The organism is Streptosporangium sp. CA-115845, assembly GCF_050943795.1.
Lineage (GTDB): Bacteria > Actinomycetota > Actinomycetes > Streptosporangiales > Streptosporangiaceae > Streptosporangium.
Map to the genome: position 1 here is coordinate 4451185 of NZ_CP191988.1, position 17825 is coordinate 4469009.

Annotated in this window: 13 protein-coding genes; 5 read left to right on the top strand and 8 right to left on the bottom strand. The window is 70.2% G+C overall.

All coding sequences use genetic code 11. The features are described 5' to 3' along the window. The first annotated feature begins 36 nt into the window (after nt 1–36). A complete protein-coding gene (locus ACQP0P_RS22500; RefSeq protein ID WP_433380364.1) occupies nt 37–828 on the top strand; it encodes a TetR/AcrR family transcriptional regulator in 792 nt (263 codons plus the stop codon). Between the two features lie 92 nt (nt 829–920). On the opposite strand, the gene ACQP0P_RS22505 is transcribed toward ACQP0P_RS22500, so the two are convergent. After that, nucleotides 921–1571: a TetR/AcrR family transcriptional regulator gene (locus ACQP0P_RS22505; RefSeq protein WP_433380367.1), complete on the bottom strand. Its 651-nt coding sequence runs from the start codon at nt 1569–1571 to the stop codon at nt 921–923. Nucleotides 1572–1706: 135 nt separating this feature from the next. Here ACQP0P_RS22505 and ACQP0P_RS22510 point away from each other — a divergent pair, with 135 nt between their 5' ends. Then, complete coding sequence (locus ACQP0P_RS22510; RefSeq protein ID WP_433380370.1) at nt 1707–3146, top strand: DHA2 family efflux MFS transporter permease subunit; 1440 nt, start codon at nt 1707–1709, stop codon at nt 3144–3146. A 110-nt stretch (nt 3147–3256) separates the two neighbouring features. On the opposite strand, the gene ACQP0P_RS22515 is transcribed toward ACQP0P_RS22510, so the two are convergent. Further along, nucleotides 3257–4024 (bottom strand): HalD/BesD family halogenase, encoded by a 768-nt coding sequence (locus ACQP0P_RS22515; protein WP_433380373.1) that lies wholly within the window; start codon nt 4022–4024, stop codon nt 3257–3259. 159 nt (nt 4025–4183) lie between these two features. Between ACQP0P_RS22515 and ACQP0P_RS22520 the strand changes: the two genes are divergently transcribed. Continuing rightward, the gene (locus ACQP0P_RS22520) at nt 4184–6109 is read left to right on the top strand and encodes a B12-binding domain-containing radical SAM protein (protein WP_433380376.1); all 1926 of its coding nucleotides are present in this window, start codon (nt 4184–4186) and stop codon (nt 6107–6109) included. Between the two features lie 107 nt (nt 6110–6216). On the opposite strand, the gene ACQP0P_RS22525 is transcribed toward ACQP0P_RS22520, so the two are convergent. Genes ACQP0P_RS22525 through ACQP0P_RS22535 form a run of 3 tightly spaced genes read right to left on the bottom strand, consistent with a single transcriptional unit; the run spans nt 6217 to nt 11477 of the window. Further along, complete coding sequence (locus ACQP0P_RS22525) at nt 6217–9477, bottom strand: non-ribosomal peptide synthetase (RefSeq protein WP_433380379.1); 3261 nt, start codon at nt 9475–9477, stop codon at nt 6217–6219. Nucleotides 9478–9489: 12 nt separating this feature from the next. Beyond that, on the bottom strand, nt 9490–10722 hold the full coding sequence (locus ACQP0P_RS22530; protein WP_433380382.1) for a cytochrome P450: 1233 nt from the start codon (nt 10720–10722) through the stop codon (nt 9490–9492). After that, complete coding sequence (locus ACQP0P_RS22535) at nt 10719–11477, bottom strand: FkbM family methyltransferase (RefSeq protein ID WP_433380385.1); 759 nt, start codon at nt 11475–11477, stop codon at nt 10719–10721. Before ACQP0P_RS22535 ends, ACQP0P_RS22530 begins: the two co-directional genes overlap by 4 nt. A 121-nt stretch (nt 11478–11598) precedes the next feature. Here ACQP0P_RS22535 and ACQP0P_RS22540 point away from each other — a divergent pair, with 121 nt between their 5' ends. Then, nucleotides 11599–12951 carry an MFS transporter gene (locus ACQP0P_RS22540; protein WP_433380388.1) on the top strand — a complete coding sequence of 451 codons (1353 nt, stop codon included), beginning with the start codon at nt 11599–11601 and terminating at the stop codon, nt 12949–12951. Nucleotides 12952–12953: 2 nt separating this feature from the next. Here the strand turns inward: ACQP0P_RS22540 and ACQP0P_RS22545 are convergent, their stop codons facing one another. Genes ACQP0P_RS22545 through ACQP0P_RS22555 form a run of 3 tightly spaced genes read right to left on the bottom strand, consistent with a single transcriptional unit; the run spans nt 12954 to nt 16141 of the window. After that, nucleotides 12954–13709, bottom strand: a complete 756-nt coding sequence (locus tag ACQP0P_RS22545; RefSeq protein ID WP_433380391.1) for a thioesterase II family protein — start codon at nt 13707–13709, stop codon at nt 12954–12956. Then, entirely contained in the window at nt 13706–15418 is a 1713-nt protein-coding gene (locus tag ACQP0P_RS22550; RefSeq protein ID WP_433380394.1) for a non-ribosomal peptide synthetase, read from the bottom strand. The genes ACQP0P_RS22545 and ACQP0P_RS22550 overlap by 4 nt, the downstream gene beginning before the upstream one ends. Nucleotides 15419–15430: 12 nt before the next feature. After that, nucleotides 15431–16141 (bottom strand): LmbU family transcriptional regulator, encoded by a 711-nt coding sequence (locus tag ACQP0P_RS22555; RefSeq protein WP_433380397.1) that lies wholly within the window; start codon nt 16139–16141, stop codon nt 15431–15433. Between the two features lie 236 nt (nt 16142–16377). Here ACQP0P_RS22555 and ACQP0P_RS22560 point away from each other — a divergent pair, with 236 nt between their 5' ends. After that, a complete protein-coding gene (locus tag ACQP0P_RS22560) occupies nt 16378–17823 on the top strand; it encodes a cation:proton antiporter domain-containing protein (RefSeq protein WP_433380400.1) in 1446 nt (481 codons plus the stop codon). Nucleotides 17824–17825 lie beyond the last annotated feature (2 nt).

Genomic DNA, 17825 nt, shown 5'->3' on the forward strand with positions numbered 1-17825 from the left:
CCGGTAAAGTTAGTTTATGCCGTAAGGAGTGGCAAGTTGGTGGTCTTCGCCGGACAGGGCGACGCGCGCCGTTCGATGGCACTGCTGTGGCATACCCCGAGGTCGGAAGAGGGGCGCCCCGGCCCCAAGCCCGGTCTGAGCGTGGATGTGATCGTGGATACGGCCATCGCCGTCGCCGACTCCGAGGGGATGGCCGCGCTCTCCATGCGCGCGGTGGGTGAACGGCTCGGCCGCACCGCCATGGCCCTCTACACCTACGTGCCCAGTAAGAGCGAGCTGGTCGACCTGATGTACGACCGGGCCCTGGCCGAGTTGCCCACCTCCTATGAGCCGGGGGCGGGCTGGCGGGCGGCCGTGGCCTCCTGGGCCGAGGACGCCTGGACGTTCTACCTGCGCCACCCGTGGGTGCTGCAGGTCTCGCAGGCGCGCCCGGTGCTGGGCCCCAACGAGTACGTCATGCTGGAGACGGCGCTGCGCATTCTCCGCGAGACGGGCCTTACGGCCGGGGCGCTGCGGCGCCTCGTCGGGGTGCTGTTCCACTTCGTGCGCGCGGCGGCGCAGACGGTCGCGGAGTCGCGCCAGGCCCCGGCGGCGACCGGGATGTCCGACGAGGAGTGGTGGTACGCCCGCTCGGCCCTGCTGGAGGAGGTCGCGCCGGACTTCGCCGAGCGGTTCCCGACGCTGACCTGGCTCGACAGTGAGGGTGCCTACCAGTCCGAGGACGAGAGCGTGCCCTACCTGGAACAGGAGGCGAAGGAGACCTTCGCGGCCGGTCTCGCCGTCCTCCTGGACGGCATCGAGGCGGCCGTGAACAGGGCCGGCGTATGAGCACTTCCATGCTCCGCAGGGCGTGCGGGGCCCTGGTGGCACGGCCCGGTTGACCGATCATCGCCACGGCAGGGTCCGCAGGGCAGGGGGGCCTAACGGGCGTCGGGGCCGAAGGCCCGCAGGAACGTGTGGACGGCGGCGCGGGCCACGGCTCGCAGTTCGGCGTCGCCGACCTGGCGGGTTCCCAGCCGGGACCTGGCCTCCATCGGGCCGGTGAGCAGGGCGTTGAACTGTTCGGCCGCCTGTGCCGGGTCGATCGCGTGCAGGCGGCCGGCGAGCGTGAGCCGGGCCAGCCGGTCGGCCAGGGCCTGGGCGACGCGCTCGGCCGCGCGCCCCTGGACGATGTCGAGCAGGTCGGGGAACTGGTTGAGCTCCGCCGAGAGCAGCCGCCGCAGTGCCCAGGAACGGTCGTCGCAGTAGCACTGGAGCAGGCTGTGGCCGACCTCCTCCAGCATGGCGCGTGGCTCGCCGTGCTCGGTGAGCCGCTCCAGTACGGCCAGGTTCCTGGCCAGCGCCCTGTCGGCCTGAGCGGTGATCGCCTGGCGTAGCAGGGTCTCCTTGTCGCCGAAGTGGTTGTACACGGTGGCCTTGGCGACGCCCGCCTCGGCGGCGATCATGTCCACCCCGGCCTGGGCGTACCCCTGGCGGGCGAACACCGTGAACGCGGCATCCAGGATCGCCTGCCGCTTGTCGATGCGTCCGCGCGCGACGGAGGGGCTCTGTTCGGCCGAGATTCCGCTCATAGGCCGCATCATACTTCCCGAACCACCCGATTGGACTAACCAGTCTGGTTTTTTGGACTAGATTGACTAAGACTCATGGGTCTCTTAATTTGGTCGCACTGGTCTAGTTCGTTGTGATCGAAGCGGAGAGAACCCATGACAGAACCGCGAGACGACCGGCTGGATCCGGCACTGCTGCGGCTGATCGGCGTGATTTTGCTCGGCGGGCTGCTGGGCATCCTCAACAGCACGATGGCCGCCGTCGCCACCGACACCCTGGCCACCGCCTTCGACACCTCGCTGAGCACGATCGGCTGGGCCTCCACCGGCTTCCTACTGGCCGTCACGGCCACCATTCCCTTCGCCACCTGGGCCGTCGACCGGTTCGGCGGCAGGCGGCTCTGGCTGATCGGCCTCCTGCTGTTCCTGGCCGGATCGCTCACCTCCGGGCTGGCCTGGGACGTCGGCAGCCTGATCGTCTTCCGCGTCGTCCAGGGCCTCGGCGCCGGCCTCCTCGACCCGCTCGTGCTGGTCCTGCTGGCCCGGGCCGCAGGTCCGCATCGCGCGGGACGCGTGATGGGCCTGATGGGCGTGGTCCTCTCCCTCGGCCCGGTCCTCGGGCCGATCCTGGGTGGCGCCGTCCTCCAGGGACTGCAGTGGCGATGGATGTTCCTGCTCAGCGTGCCCGTCGGCGTCGTCGCCCTGCTGCTCGCCCTGCGCGTGCTGCCCGCCGACCCGCCGGCCGAGCGGCAGCCGCGGGTCCGGCTCGACGTCATCGGCCTGGCCCTGATCGGTCCGGGTTTCGCGGCGCTCATCCTGGCCCTGTCGCAGACGGCCGAGCAGGGCACGTTCACCGCCTGGCAGGCGCTCAGCCCGCTGGCCGCCGGCGCCGCGCTGCTGATCGGCTACACGATCCACGCGTTCCGCACCCGGCGCACGCCACCCCTGATCGACCTGCGACTGTTCGCCGGCCGCGGTTTCACCGCGAGCGTCACCATCATGGGCCTGGGCGGCCTCGCGAACTTCGCCGTCTTCTTCGCGCTGCCGCTGTACTACCAGCAGGCGCACGGGTACGGCGTGCTCGCCGCCGGGCTGCTGATGGCGCCCGTGGGCCTCGGCGGCTCCATCGCCATGCCGCTGGCCGGACGGCTGTCGGACCGGCTCGGCGCTCGCGGACTGGCAGGCGGCGGCGCGCTCGTGGCCGCCCTCAGCGCGCTGGCCTTCACCCGGATCGGAGCGGAAACCCCCGAGGTATGGCCCGTGCTGGGCGCCCTCACCATCGGCCTGGGCATGGGCTTCTTCAGCGCCCCCACGATGGGATCGCTGTATCGCACACTGCCCGCCCCGATGGTGGCGCAGGGCAGCTCGGTGCTTTACATGCTCAACCAGCTCGGCGCCGCGATCGGGGTCGCCGTCGTCACGCTCATCCTGCAGACCGCCGACGACGCGACAGCCGGCTTCCACCGCGTCTTCTGGTTCACCGTCACCGTGATCGCGGTCATCCTGGCCGCCGTCCCGCTCCTGCCGGGCCGGCCCCGGGCGCAGGTCGTACCGGAGACGTCATCACCGGTGCCCTCTCCATCCAGGCGGAGCTGAGCCCGGCATCGGGACGGCCCGGTCGTGGACCGGGCCGTTCCCCTTCTCCCGGACTCCTCGGGGCCCGAGCGCCGGTGGGTGTGGCCGGCGAGCCCGGACCGTCCCGGAGCTCAGCTGAACATCGCCTCCATGGTCTCGTGTGACTGCTCCTTCTTCGCGTCGGACTCGCTGCCCCAGCAGGTGTTGAGGATGATCCGGGTGCGGTCCTCCGACAGCGGGACCGTGCGGTGCAGCGTCGTGTCGGAGCGCAGGAAGTAGATGTCGCCGCTCCGGTGGGCGTAGGTGCTGATCGGGTAGCGGATGAGGTGGTCGTGGACCCGGGGGTCCTCCTTCACCCAGTTGGTGTGCGGAACGCACTGGAGCATGCCGCCGTACTCGCTGCTCGGCGCCTCCAGGATCCAGATGAGGGTGAAGCTGAAGTCGCCCCAGTGCCAGCCGTGGGTGTCGCCCTGCTTCTCCTGGCGGATGATGACGTACTTCTCCTCGTCCCAGGGGCAGTTGACGACGGGCTCGTTCGCCAGCCGGCCCAGGAAGCCTTTGAGGGCGGGGGAGTCGTAGAGCTCCGGGATCAGGGAGCTGTCGCCGGTGATGGACTGCTGGCTGACCGTGCTCATCTTCCGCGGGGAGTTGCTGGTCTCCTTGAGGTTGATGTCGATCCGGCGCGCGTGCAGGTCGAGCAGGCGCTCCACCTCGTCCGAGACGAGATCCTTGACCCCCTCGGAGACCACATTCCGCAGTTTGACATAGCCGTTCCTGCGGAAATCATGGGAGAATCTGCGGATTTCCCAGGGGTCCTGAAAGGTCTTTTCGAGATGCTCCGCGATCCGGTCGTCGAGTGAGAGCGTCCCGAGGCCGGTCTCGTAGTCGTGAGTCGGCATACGGTTTCTCCTCCGTGGTTATCGAGGTTTCCGGAACCGTAACACGCGAGTGGTGTCCGCAATTGGCGTGCGTTGTCCGTCCGGTCCCCCTGTGAAAGCATGAGCGGATTCCATCCGATCGGCTTCAGAGATTACTCGGACTACGCAGGGACGAGCGTCATGAACACCAAAGTCACATTCGTCGAGCTGTCTGCATTCGAGGCCATCCTGCCCCTTGCCTCCGGTTACATGCAGGCTTACGCACAGCACGATCCGGAGGTGGGGCCGCGATGTGATTTCGAGATCTTCTCCGCCCCGGTGTCCGCGGACAGAAAGGAGGTGATCGCAGAACTCCTGGAAAAGCGCAGCGACGTCTACGCCATCAGTTGCTACATCTGGAACATCGGATTCGCGCGCGCGGTGCTGGCCGCGCTGCACGAGCGGCTCCCGGCGGCCCGGTTCATCCTCGGCGGTCCCCAGGTCATGCTGCACGCCGAGGAGTACGTCGCCCCCGAACAGGAGAACGTCGTCGTCTGCAACGGCGAGGGCGAGAAGACGATGCTGCAGTACCTGCGCCAGGTGATCGGCGACGACCCCGACTTCTCGGCCGTCGACGGGATCAGCTTCTGGCGGTCGGGGGAACTCGTCACCACCGAGGCCGCCGAGCGGGTGCGCGACCTGATGGAGGTGCCCTCGCCCTTCACCTCCGGCGTCTTCGAGGAGGGCAAGTACACCACCGCCATCCTGGAGACCAACCGCGGATGCCCGTTCAGCTGCGGTTTCTGCTTCTGGGGCGCGGCGACCAACGACAAGGTCCACAAGTTCGAGGACCAGCGGGTCCGCGACGACATCACCTGGATCAGCAAGCACGACTTCGTGTCGATCTTCATCGCGGACGCCAACTGGGGCATGGCCCCGCGCGACGTGGAACTGACCCGCCACCTGGTGGAGTGCAGCGAGGAGAACGGCTACCCGGTGATGGTCTCGATGGCCGCGGCCAAGAACAAGCCCGACCGGATGGCCGAGATCACCGAGATCCTCGTGCAGGGCGGACTGTTGACCAGCCAGCCCATCTCCCTGCAGTCGATGAGCTCCAGGACCCTGGAGTTGGTCGACCGCTCGAACATCAAGCCCGCGACCTACACCGAGTTGCAGAGAACACTCAGGGAGAAGCGCATCAGCTCCTACATCGAGCTGATCTGGCCGCTTCCCGGAGAGACTCTGGAGTCATACAAGGAGGGAATCGCAGAACTGTGCCGGCTCCGTGCCGACACGCTCATCGTCTATCCGCAACTCCTGCTGCACAACACCTCGATATACGCCAAACGGGAGCTTCTCGGAGTGCAGGTGGAACGCGTTCCCAGTGATGTCACGGAAGCCGACGTGGTGGTCGGCACCAACTGGGTGAGCCGCACGGAGTGCGAGCGCGGCACCTGGTTCTACTACGCCGTCCACTCGCTCTACAACCTACGCGGCCTGTATTACCTCGCCAATTATCTGGAGAGGTCCGGAACAAGGCGGCTGGAGGATTTCTTCACCGACGCCGCGACGTATTTCGAGAGCCGTACCGACACCGAGGTCGCCGGTTTCCTCCGCGATTCCGTGCAGAAACTCTGGAACTACGACTTCCATAATTTCGGGATGGTCGCGCACCTCGTCCTGCACTCGCACCGCGAGGAGTTCGACGGGCTGCTCGTCGACTTCGCCCACGGTCAGTCCTGGTGGCGGGACGCCGGGGCGCGGGCCGCGTTCGAGCTCGACCTGCTGGCCAGGCCCTACATCTACCTGGCCAGGCCCAAGCCGCCGGGCTACGACTTCACCGAGCTGCGCGTCGAGCCGCACGGCAGGACGGCCTCGGTCGTCGACATGCCCGCCGACCTGGCCGCCCTTCTCATCGACCTCGACGTGACCGGCCTGGAGGCCGGCCAGGAGCACCTCACCCGGCTGGTGCTCGACCACCCACGCGGGCGGAAGCTGCCGTTCATGCCCGAGCGCAGCCTGGAGCACAACGCCTCCTACTGCCAGGGCATGGTGCTGCGGCTGCGGGAGTATCTGCCCACCTGGCGGCCGGAGTCCGAGGTCGCCGCGCTGCCGGGCCGCCGCTGAGCCGCCCGGCCGGGCCGCGGAGGGCCCGCGCGTGACGAGGGCCGTGAGGATGATCCTCACGGCCCTCGTCATGCGCGGGCATCCCGCCCGGCGGGATGCCCGCGGGCTCAGACCCCGGCCTTCGCCTCGGCCTTGGCCGACGCGCCGTCCACCGCCTCGGCGAAGTCGGCGAGCACCGGGTTCTCGAACAGCACCCTGATCGGCACGTTCACGGTGAACGTCTCCCGTACCCGGGTGATCACCTGCGCGGCCACCAGGGAGTGACCGCCGATCTCCAGGAAGTCGTCCTCCCGGGCGACTCGCCTGAGCTTCAGCACCTCGGCCCAGATCACCGCGATCGTCTGCTCCGTCGGCGTCCGCGGCGCGTCGAAGTCGTCCCCGTCCCCGTCCATGCCGCCCTGGCCGGGCTCCGGCAGTGCCTGGCGGTCCACCTTGCCAGAGGAGGTCAGCGGCATCGCGTCCAGCGTCAGGTAGGAGGCGGGCAGCATGTACGCGGGCAGCGAGCCCTGCAGGAACCGGTGCAGCTCGCCGGTCAGGCCGCTGCGGTCGGCGATGATCCTGGAGGCGTCGTCGAGCACGACGTAGGCGACCAGCCGGTCGTCGCGCACGACGACCGCCGCTTCACGGACGCCCGGGTAACGGGTGATCGCCGCCTCGATCTCGGCCGGCTCCACCCGGAAACCGCGGATCTTCACCTGCGCGTCGACCCGGCCCACGTACTGCAGCCGGCCGTCGGGCAGGTAGCGGACCAGGTCACCGGTGCGGTAGAGCCGCGCCCCCGGAGGGCCGTACGGATCGGGCATGAACGACCGCGCGGTCATGCCGGGCCTGCCCCGGTAGCCGTGGGCCAGACCGGCGCCGCCGACGTACAGCTCCCCGGGCACGCCGGCCGGGAGCGGGTTGAGCCGGCGGTCCATCACGTAGGTCCTGAAGTTGGCCAGCGGCCGGCCGATCGGCGGGGCGTAGGCCGCGGCGGGGTCGCACGCGCCCATCGTGGCGCACACGGTCGTCTCCGTCGGCCCGTAGGCGTTGACGAACCTGCGGCCCGGCCCCCAGGTCCGCACCAGCCCGGCCGGGCACTGCTCGCCCGCGACCACCATCAACCTGACCGTGCCCAGCTCGTCGCCCCTGAGCGTGCTGAGGAACGTCGGCGGGAAGGTGGCCGCGGTCACGCCCTGGTCGCCGATGACCTTCGCCGTCTCCTGCGGGGTCATGGCCGAGGGGTCCAGCACGCACAGCGCCGACCCGTTCGGCAGCGCCATCGTGATCTCCCAGATCGAGGCGTCGAAGCCGAGCGAGGCGAAGAGCGCCACCCGGTCGTCGGGCGTCAGGGAGAACTCCCGCGACAGGGCCGAGGCGAGATTGCTCACGCCGCGGTGCGGCACCTCCACCCCCTTGGGACGGCCGGTCGATCCCGAGGTGTAGATGAGGTAGGCGGTGGCGTCGGGCGCGGGCGTCACGCCGGGGCCGGTGGCCGGCTCCTCCGCCTCGATCGCGCTCCACCCGGTGTCCAGCTCGACCGTGCGCACCCGGCCGCCGCGTACCCGGCCGGCGTGCTCGGCCATGGTCAGGACCAGCCCGGTTCCGCTGTCGTCCAGGATGTGGCCGAGCCGGTCGGGCGGCAGCGCCGGGTCCAGCGGCAGGTAGACGCCGCCGGACTTGACGGTGCCGAGGAAGGCGACGAGCGCCTCGGCCGAGCGGCCGGTCATCGAGCCGACGACCTGGCCTGGCCGCACCCCGTCACGGATCAGCCGGTGGGCCACCCGGTTGGCGCGCTCGTCCAGCTCACGGTAGGTCAGCCGCCGCTCGCCGCAGAGCACCGCGAGCGCGTCGGGGGCGGCGGCGGCGCGCGCCTCGAACAGCGCGCCGATGCTCGCCTCCTCGTCGAAGGGGGTCTCGGTACGGTTCCATTCGGCGACCACCAGCCGCAGTTGCCCGGCGTCCAGCAGGGACAGGCGCGAGATGGGCCGGGTGGGGTCGCCCACGGCGTCGGTCAGGAGCGTGACGTACTGCTCGGCCCTGGTTCTGGCGCCGGGCGCGTCGAACAGGTCGAGCGCGTAGCGCACCTCGCCCTCCAGCGAGCCGGGCACCAGGATCAGCGCCAGATCCGAGGCCAGCGGGAAGCGGTCCGCCACCAGCTCCGAGGTCCGCACGCCAGGCAGTCGCAGCGCGCTCCAGGCCGGGACCGCCTGGTCGAACTCCGCCTGGTAGAGCGGCCGCACGCCGCTGGAGGCGTCCAGCCGCAGTTCCTCGGCGAGCCGGTGCGCCGGGTAGGAGCCGTGCGCGGCCGCCCCGTCGAGCGCGTCACGCACCCGGGCGACGACGGTGGCGAACGACGGGTCGTCCTCACAGCCGATCCGGATCGGGAACACCGGGGCACGGCCGTCGCCGGGCACGGGCACGCCGACCACGACCTCGTCCTGTCCCGACCAGCGGCACAGTGCGACGGCCCAGGCTGCCAGGGTGACGGCCCGGGTGTCGGTGCGGGGGGTGGCCGCCTCGGTCTGCCCCGACCAGCGTGACAGCGCCATCGCCCGCGCGGCCTGGGCGACGGCCCCGATGACGGCCCCGTTACCGGTGCCGGACTCGCGCGCGAGGGCCTCGACCCGCGCGGCCGTCTCCGGCGGGACGCCGAAGGTCACCCGGGCGCCCGTGAGGCCGGGTACGGCGGGACGGCCGCGGTCGGCGGGCAGGTCGAGGACGGGGGGCGTGCCGTCGAGCCGGTCACGCCAGTAGGCGAGATCGGCGTGACCGTTCGAAACGGCCGCGGGGGAGTCCTCGCCGTCGGCGGAGGCGTCGGCGGCGCGTCCGCCGGGGGACGCGTCAGGGGAGCCGTGGCCGCCTGCGGAGACGCCGTTGGACGGGTGCCCGTTGAGAGGGACGCCGTCGCGAGCGGCGGGGGAGCCGGCCGAGCTCTCGTAGGCCCGGGAGATCTCCCCGGCGAGACCGGTCAGGACGTGCTCGTCGGCCACCAGCCGGTGCGCCGTCATGACGAGCGCGTGGTCGTCGTCGGCCAGCCGGGCCAGGGCGATCCGGAGCGGCGGCCCCGCTTCGAGGTCGAGGCCGCGGTTGGCCTGCTCGGAGACCAGGCGCGCCAGCGACTCCTCGCGGCGGCCCGGTTCGTGCCTGCCCAGTTCCACCGGCTGGGGAACGGCGACGGGCATGGTGCCGGGCTCGGGACCACCCGGCAGTGCCGGCCGTAGGTCCTCGCGCGCCTCCAGCACGTCCTCCAGCGCGGTGGTCAGGGCCTTCTCGTCCAGCGACCCGCGTAGCCGCGCGGCGAGGGTGACCTGGTCGGTGTGGTCACCGGCGGGTTTTGCCCGGTAGGACCTCCACCCGCTCTCCTGGATCGGCGACATGTCCGGCATGAGGTGCTCCAATCAGTGCCCTGCGTGGTCGAGTTCGAGATGGACGGGGACGCGGTCGACGCCCCACATGAGGTTCGAGCGCAGCCGCTTGACCGGTCCGGTGAGTTCCATATGGGCCACCCGGCGGGTCAGCTCCTCCAGCAGCACGCGTAGTTCGAACCTGGCCAGCGCCGCACCGATGCACAGGTGCCTGCCGAGGCCGAACGTGAGGTGCCGGTTGGGGGTGCGGCCGACGTCGAAGCGGCGCGCGCCGGGGAAGGCGTCCTCGTCGCGGTTGACGGCCGGGTGCCAGACGCTGACCCGCTCACCGGCCCGGATGGTCTGTTCTCCGATCCTCGTGTCGCGCAGCGCGGTGCGCATGACGTTGAGGCTGGGGGCGGTCCAGCGCAGCACCTCCTCCACGGCGGTCGGGATGAGCGAGGGGTCCTCGCGCAGCCGCCGCCACTCGCCGGGGTTCTCCACCAGGGCGATGACGGCTCCCGCCGAGGCGTGCCTGGTCGTCTCGTTGCCTCCGGTGATGAGGCCGTTGATGTTGAGCAGGATCTCCTCGTCGGTGAGGGGCACCCCGTCGATCCGGCCGCGGATCAGCACGCTGATCACGTCGTCGCCGAGGTCGCCGCGCCGTTCGGCCAGCAGGTCGGCGTAGTACGCGAAGATGTTGGCGTTCGCCTCGGCCTTCTTCGCGTCGGAGATGACGTCGTCGGAGGTGGCGGAGCCGAACGCGGTGCGCGTCCACTGGATCATCAGGTCCCAGTCGGCGCGGGGCACGCCCAGCAGCTCGCAGATGACCGAGAGCGGTAGCCTGCCCGCCACCGTGTCGACGAAGTCGAAGGAGTCCCTGGGCGCGTTCTCCTCCAGCATCCCGCCCACCGTCTCGCGCATCGCGCCTTCGAGGCGGCGTACCACCCGGGGAGTGAGCGCGGGGTTCATCACGTCGCGCAACCGGCCGTGGCGGCCGTCGGTGACGATGAGCATCTTGCCCGCGGCGGCGCGGGCGGCGGACTCGGTCTGCCCGACCTGCATTCCCCGCTCGGAGGTGAAATTCGTCTTGTCGAGATAGACGGCCACACCGTCGGCGTATTTGGTGAACGCCCAGAAACTCGGCCCCGCCGATCTGGAGTTCCAGAACATCGGCCGGTGCTCCTGCAGGTAATGCAGGACGCCGAGGCCCGAGTCGGGTGCCGTGTAGATGTCCGGATCGGCGAGATCCAGCCCGTTCAGATCAACCGTCGTGTCCACTGTCATGTGGAATTCCTCCGTGCGTACACATCGAAGATGTCCGTGTTCCTCAGCAGGGGATCCTGGCCGATGTCGACCTGGAATCCACGGCCGGTGAGATCGCCGCGTACGGACGCCAGCCTGCCGTCGATGTCATGGACCTGCATGACGATTTGGTCGACCGCGTCCCAGTCATCGGGGGCGATTCCATCCAGCACATCGCACTCGGCTTTCTCGACGTTGATTTTCAGCAGCCCTATACGATGTACGCCCTCGGCGGCCATCACCTCTGAGATCGTCCGCACCCGGCACTCCTGCTTCTCCGTGACGTGCCTGCCCTCGGCCATGTCCGTCACGTCCTCGGGAGCGAACCCGCTGTTGGCCAGGAAAGTCCTGGTCACCTCCGCGTCGTGGTCGACGTCGGTGTACATCCCGGACATCGCGGTGGTCTCCGGATAGACGGTGAGAGTCGCCGTTCCCGGGGTATGGGAGAGCGCGCAGTCGAACGCCTTGGCGTTCAGGCCGTGGGCGGCCAGATTCGCGCACAGCGCGTCGTAAAGCGGCCGGGCAGGCTCGAAGGCAAGAATTCGAGTGCCCGGACATTCCCAGTGAAACGCCAGCGCCGCGATTCCTATGTTAGCGCCCACGTCGAACACCGTCATTCCCGGCTCAAGGCGTACGTCGTGTCTGAAGTAACTTCTGTCGCCCACGATGCTGCGATACTGCAGGCTGGTCTCGGCGGGATTGAGCTGGAATACCACATGTCCGTCCGGCAGTGTCATCTGGCGTACCCGCTGATTGTTTTCCAGGATGTCTCTCCGCTGATTTCGCATATCATCACCCTTAACAAAAAGCTTATTCCAGTCAACCAGAGGTGAAACCCGACAGGGACGGAACGATCTTATGGACACGCAGAGAACAGAAGTCGGGGCGCCGGCGGAAAATCCGCCCTCGCTCTGGCGTAATCCCGACTTCAACCGGCTCTGGGCCGGTCAGTCGATCTCGGTCCTCGGCTCCGAGCTGACCACCCTGGCCCTTCCGCTGACCGCGATCCTCATGCTGCAGGCCGGCTCCTTCGAGGTCGGCCTGCTCAACACCATGCGCACGATCGCCGCGCTGCTGCTGACGCTGATCGCCGGTGTGCTCATCGACCGCTATCGGCGCAGACCCCTCATGGTCGGCGCCGACATCGGACGGGCCGCCGTCGTGGCCCTGATCCCGATCACGGCCTTCGCCGGGTTCATGGACATGTGGGTGCTCTATGTGGTCGCCGTGGTGGTCGGCGGCCTCTCGGTGGTCTTCGAGATCGCCTACGCCGCCTACATGCCGACGCTGCTGAGCGAGGAGCAGCTGGTGGCCGGCAACAGCAGGATGGCGGCGACCGAGTCGGTGGGCGCCATCGCGGGCTCCAGCGCCGGAGGCGTGCTCATCGACCTGTTCCGGCCGGCGTACGTGATGCTGGGAGACGCGATCTCCTTCCTGGTCTCCGCCTTCGCCCTGTCGCGCATCCGTCACGTCGAGCCGCCCGTCGAGCGCCAGGACAGCGGCGGGCGCGGCGCCGTCGGGGCGATGCTCCACGACATCAAGCACGGCCTGAAGGTCACCTACCGCAACGCCTACGCCCGCCCGTTGATCCTCAACTCCGCCGGGGCGAACTTCGGGTCGATGATGATCCTGACCCTGTTCATCCTGTACGCGGCCAGGGAGCTCCAGCTGTCGGGCACCTGGATCGGCTTCATCTACGCGGTGGGCAGCATCGGCGGTGTCATCGGCGCCGTCTTCGCGGGCAGGCTGTTCGAGAAGCTCGGCTACGGGCGCGGCATCATGACCGCCCTGATCGCGTTCCGGGTGCTGTGCCTCACGCCGTTCGTGGCCGGTCCGCAGTGGCTGCAGATCACCCTGTTCTCGGCGATCTGGTTCGTCACGGTGTTCGGCGTGGTGGCCGGGAACATCGGCCAGCTCACGCTCTTCCAGTACGTGATCCCCAACCACCTGCGCGGCCGGGTCATCGGCGCGAGCCGCGCGGTCTACCTCGGCATCCTGCCGCTGGCCGCGATGCTGGCCGGGGTGCTGGGCGAGCTGATCGGGGTCAAGCCCGCCATCTACGCCGGTGCCGCGTTCCTGCTGCCCTGGATCATCCTGCTCTTCCTGTCGCCGGTGCCGAACCTGCGCAGGCTGGAGGACGCCGAGATCCTGCAGGACATCGAGGAGCCCGACGGGAAGCCCGGCGGGCGCGAGGACGGCAAGGACGCCTGAGGTCAACCCGGGATGCGCGCGGACATGCTCCGCGCGATCTCGTCGAGCAGGGCGGCGGGCGCCTGGAGGTAGCTCCAGTGCCCGCCGTCCAGCACGGTGTGGCGGGTCCGGCCGTAGCACTCCCAGCCGCCCATCTGCTCAGGGGGGATCTGCGTGTCCCCCGACCAGCCGATCGTGGTGATCGGGCAGGGCAGCTGCACCGGGTCGGTCCGCTCGAAGCGGCCGTAGGCGGCCACGTCGGCGCGCATGACGCTCGCGGCCATCTCCACCAGTTCGGGCAGCGGCTCCGCGCCGCGCGCCCGCATCAGATCCGACACCAGCGCGCCCACCTGCTCCTCGTCGAGCCGCAGGATGCTCGGCCACGACGCCCGGTGCGGGGGGACCATCGAGGAGGCGAACAGGTGGCTGGGCAGCGGGCCGCCGCGCTCCATGAGCAGCAGCGTCGCCTCGTAGCCGATGAAGACGGTGCCGCAGTGGCTGATGAAGCCGAACGGCCGGTCCAGGTAGGGCTCCAGGCCCTTCAGCATCTCGGCGGCGACCTCCGCGTAGCTCTCGAACGACGGCTCGCGCAGCCGGTTCTCCCTGCCGGGCAACTGCACCGGGCACAGCTCGATCCCGTCCACCTCGGCCGGCCACCCGTGGTACATCGACGCCCCGGCACCCGGGTAGGGCAGGCACCACAGCCGTGCCCTCGCCTCGGGGGCGGGGGCACGCAGCAGCCATGTGGGGCGGCTCCGCCGCCGCTTTCTCTCGGTCATCGTGGGATTCCTTCCGCCCTGATGGTCTGGATGAGGGTCTCGGGTGTCGGTGCCCTGAGGAACTCGCGCAGCCGGACCCGCACGCCGTAGCGGCTCCCGATCTCCTCGACGAGACGGGTGGCCGACAGGGAGTCGCCGCCGGAGCGGATGAAGTGGTCGCCCAGCGCGCCGCGCGCGCCGAGCGCCCGCTCCCACAGCTCCAGCACCCCCGCCGTCACCGGGTCCGTGCTCCTCTCCCGCCCGCGCGGGGACTCCCCCCAGGAGGGCGCGGGCAGGGCGCGGCGGTCCACCTTGCCGGCCGCGTTCAGCGGCAACCGCTCCAGCGCCGTCCAGGCGGTCGGAACCATCGGCTCGGGCAGCCGGGCCGAGGCGAAGGCGCGCAGTTCCCCGATCTCGAACCGGGCACCCTCCGGAGCGACGGCACGGACGACGTAGGCGCACAGCCTCAGGTCGCCGCCGGGACCCGGCACACCCGTGACCACGCACTCGCGCACCCCGGGGTGCCGGAGCAGCACGGCCTCCACCTCCGCGGGCTCCACCCGGTGGCCGCGGATCTTGACCTGCGCGTCGACGCGGCCGTGATGCTCCAGCCGCCCGTCAGGCCGCTCCCTGACCAGGTCACCGGTCCGGTAGACGCGGCCTCCCCCACCGGCGGGGTCGGGCAGGAAGCGCTCGGCGGTGCGGGCCGCCTCGCCCAGGTAGCCGCGGGCCAGCTCGGGTCCTGACACGAACAGCTCGCCGACCTCGCCCGCCGCGACCGGCCTCAGGTCCGAGGTCAGCACGCCGGCGCCGACCTCGGGCCAGGCACGCCCGATGGGGGGACGGGTCCGCCTGGCGGCCTCGTCGGCGGTGACCGAGGTACAGCGGTCCTCCAGCGGTACCAGGCAGCTGGTCACGCCGTTGGCCTCGGCGGAGCCGTACTCCACCGCGACCTCGAAGGGCAGGTCGGGTGCGGGCCACACGCGCACCGCGTCACTGCCGACCGTCATGAGCCGCAGCGACGTCTCCGCCGGCCACGGCAGGCCGTACAGCGGCTCGGCGAGCGGCATGTTCACGTACGCGCGGGTGATTCCCGAAGCGACCATCCAGTCACGCAGCTCGGACGGCGAGCCCGCGGTCGCCGCGTCGGCGACGTGCACGCTCGCACCCGAGCAGAGATAGGGCCACAGCTCCACCACCGAGACCGACGAGGCCGGGGGAGCCAGCCAGCTGGAGCGGTCGGCGGGGGTGATGCGGTAGGCCTCGGTGTGGGTGGCGACCCGGTGGGCGACCGCCCGGTGGGTCACCCCGACGAGCTTGGGCCGCCCGGTCGACCCGGAGGTGTGCACCGCGTACGCGAGCTGGTCGGGATGCGCGGGGACGCCGGGCCCTTCGGCGGAGGGGGCGGCGTCCAGGGGGCCGTCGATCACCACGGGACAGCCGTCGAGCACCGGGGCGAGACGGTCCTCGGGCCAGCCGGGGTCGAGCAGCACCGCCGTGCCGCCCGCCTTGCAGACGGCCAGCAGCGCGACGAGCAGCTCGGGGGAGCGGTCCAGCCGTAGCGGGACCGGTGTCTCGGGGCCGACGCCACGGCGCAGGAGCGACCGGGCCAGGCCGTTGGCGCGGGCGTCGAGCTCCCGGTAGCTAAGCGACACGGCCCCGGAGACCAGGGCCGTGCTGTCCGGCGTCTCGAGCGCCCGCTTCTCGAACAGGGTGTGGACGACGTCCACCTGTCCCTCCGTTCACCCGGCCTTGGCGTCGTGGATGCCGCGGACGGGGATCTCGCCGGTGGCGACCTGGTTGAGGATGAGCCTGGCCCACTCCTCCACGCTGCGGTTCATCCGGCGGGCCGCGTCACGCCACGACTGCTCCTGGTCGACGGGCACGTCTATCTGGATCACGGCCTTCTGCCTGGCGGTCTCCGGGGCCCGGCCGGAGAGGGCGGCGGTGCGGTGCGCCTTGATCTGGCTGCGCAGGCGGTTGCGGGACCAGCTGAAGCGTTCCGCGCGGTCCAGCCAGAGCGTCTGCTCGTGCTCGGGGAGCGCGGCCACCTCCGCGTGGTGCTGGAGGCTGAGCCTGTCTCGCCGGCGGGATACCGGGAAGCGCCGGGCGACCCAGGCGTAGTTGCGCAGGGTCTGGATGTCGAGGGAGCTCTCCTCGACCGCTCTCTTGTAGCGGTCGGTGTACTCGTTCTCGCCGTAGACCAGCCAGTCGCCGAGCCACCAGGCGGAGGAGTCGGCGATGAGGGAGATCTGGTGGCCGATCCGGCGCCAGGTGTCGAAGGGAAGGCTCACCGGGAGCTGGAGTCCGGTCCGCCTCGGCTTGGCGGACGCGTCCAGGGCGAGTTTGGAACCCTGGGAAGGGGTGGCGCGCGGGCCGGGGACGGACGGCCTGTCATCACGTGGGGGCGGCGCCTGGCGGTTCGCCGCCCGGTTGAGGGAGAGCACCTGCATGCGACTTTTCCTCCGGATTTCTGTGCATATGGAGTGAGTCAGGTCGGTACCTTACCCACGGTTTTCGGTAGCGCACTTTCGATCATGAGCAATTTCCAGATGTCCTTTCCGGGGTGCGCTGGAAAGCTGGAATCGGGTCGATGACCAGCGATAACTCCATTTTCCTTGGCGATTATTTTTGTTCTGTGATATGCGCGACCAGGCGAAAAGCGACCTCTCGGAAACGGAATTAGTCCATGACCTATCCAGGGTTTCGGTCCGCGAATACACGCACGGTACGTCGTTACGCGATCGCGTACGGTCTCGCCGTCGTGCTGCCCGCCGCGCTGGCGCTGCTGATGCTGGGGTTCGACGCGGGGACGGCCACCGGCCCCGTCCCGATGCCCTCGGTGGGGGTGGGCCGGCAGCAGCAGGTGCCGGCCATCCCCCTGCTGCTGTTCTCCATCACCGTGGTCGTCGCGCTGGCCCATCTCGGCGGAGCCGTGCTGAGGCGGCTCGGCCAGCCCCGGGTGATCGGGGAGATGGCCGCCGGCATCGTGCTCGGCCCCTCCCTGCTCGGCGCCGTCTGGCCCGAGGCGTACCGCGCGCTGTTCCCCGGCGCCGTCATGCCCTACCTGAACCTGCTGGCCCAGTTCGGACTGGCCTTCTTCATGTTCCTGGTCGGGCTGGAGCTCCGCGGCGACCTGCTGCGCGGGCGGGGCCGGATCGCGCTGCTCTGCGGCCAGGCGAGCGTGGCCATCCCGTTCGCGCTCGGGGTCGCGCTGGCCCTGCTGATCTACGCGCCGCTGGCGGCCGCGCCCGTCGGGTTCCCGGTCTTCGCGCTGTTCGTCGGCGCCGCGCTGAGCGTCACCGCGTTCCCCGTGCTGGCCAGGATCCTGCTGGAACGCGGGCTCTTCCACACCCCGGCCGGGGCGCTGACCATCACCTGCGCCGCCATCGCCGACGTGACCGCGTGGTTGCTGCTGGCCGTGGCGATCACCATGGCCAGGGGCTCCGCACCCGCCGAGGCGCTGCGCACGCTCGGTCTCACCGCGGCCTTCGCCGCCGTCATGGCCGGGGTGGTACGGCCGCTGCTGGCCCGGCTGCTGCGCCGGGGGCTCTCCCAGGAGGCGACGCTGCCCGTCGTCATCGTGGGCCTGCTCGTCTCGGGGCTGCTGACCGAGCTGATCGGCATCCACCTGATCTTCGGCGCGTTCCTGTTCGGCGTCCTGTTCCCCCGCGACGGTGACGTGCGGCTGAGGCGGGTCCGCGAGCGCACCCAGGACTTCACCACGTCCTTCCTGCTGCCGCCCTTCTTCGCCTTCGTCGGGCTCAACACCCGGATCGGGCTGCTCGGCCAGGACCTCGCGATGTGGGGCTGGTGCCTGCTGATCCTCGCCGTCGCGGTGGCGGGCAAGATCGGCGGCGTGCCGGCCGTCGCCAGGCCGCTGGGCGTGCCGTGGCGGGAAGCCTCACGGCTCGGGGTGCTGATGAACTGCCGGGGCGTGACCGAGCTGGTGATCCTGAGTATCGGCCTCGGTCTCGGCATCATCACCCAGGCGCTTTTCACCATGCTGGTGATCGTCGCGCTGGTCTCCACCGCCGCGACCGCGCCCCTGCTGGAGTTGCTGGACCGCCGGGACGCACGGCGCGATCGGGAGGTACGGGGGACGGCGGAGGCCCGGATACGCCGGTCCGCCTGAGC

Bases quoted from the DNA above. Each gene is read 5' to 3' on its own strand.
- ACQP0P_RS22505 (WP_433380367.1), bottom strand. From the start codon at position 1,571: ATGAGCGGAATCTCGGCCGAACAGAGCCCCTCCGTCGCGCGCGGACGC.
- ACQP0P_RS22510 (WP_433380370.1), top strand. From the start codon at position 1,707: ATGACAGAACCGCGAGACGACCGGCTGGATCCGGCACTGCTGCGGCTG.
- ACQP0P_RS22515 (WP_433380373.1), bottom strand. From the start codon at position 4,024: ATGCCGACTCACGACTACGAGACCGGCCTCGGGACGCTCTCACTCGAC.
- ACQP0P_RS22520 (WP_433380376.1), top strand. From the start codon at position 4,184: ATGAACACCAAAGTCACATTCGTCGAGCTGTCTGCATTCGAGGCCATC.
- ACQP0P_RS22525 (WP_433380379.1), bottom strand. From the start codon at position 9,477: ATGCCGGACATGTCGCCGATCCAGGAGAGCGGGTGGAGGTCCTACCGG.
- ACQP0P_RS22530 (WP_433380382.1), bottom strand. From the start codon at position 10,722: ATGACAGTGGACACGACGGTTGATCTGAACGGGCTGGATCTCGCCGAT.
- ACQP0P_RS22535 (WP_433380385.1), bottom strand. From the start codon at position 11,477: ATGACACTGCCGGACGGACATGTGGTATTCCAGCTCAATCCCGCCGAG.
- ACQP0P_RS22540 (WP_433380388.1), top strand. From the start codon at position 11,599: ATGGACACGCAGAGAACAGAAGTCGGGGCGCCGGCGGAAAATCCGCCC.
- ACQP0P_RS22545 (WP_433380391.1), bottom strand. From the start codon at position 13,709: ATGACCGAGAGAAAGCGGCGGCGGAGCCGCCCCACATGGCTGCTGCGT.
- ACQP0P_RS22555 (WP_433380397.1), bottom strand. From the start codon at position 16,141: ATGCAGGTGCTCTCCCTCAACCGGGCGGCGAACCGCCAGGCGCCGCCC.
- ACQP0P_RS22560 (WP_433380400.1), top strand. From the start codon at position 16,378: ATGACCTATCCAGGGTTTCGGTCCGCGAATACACGCACGGTACGTCGT.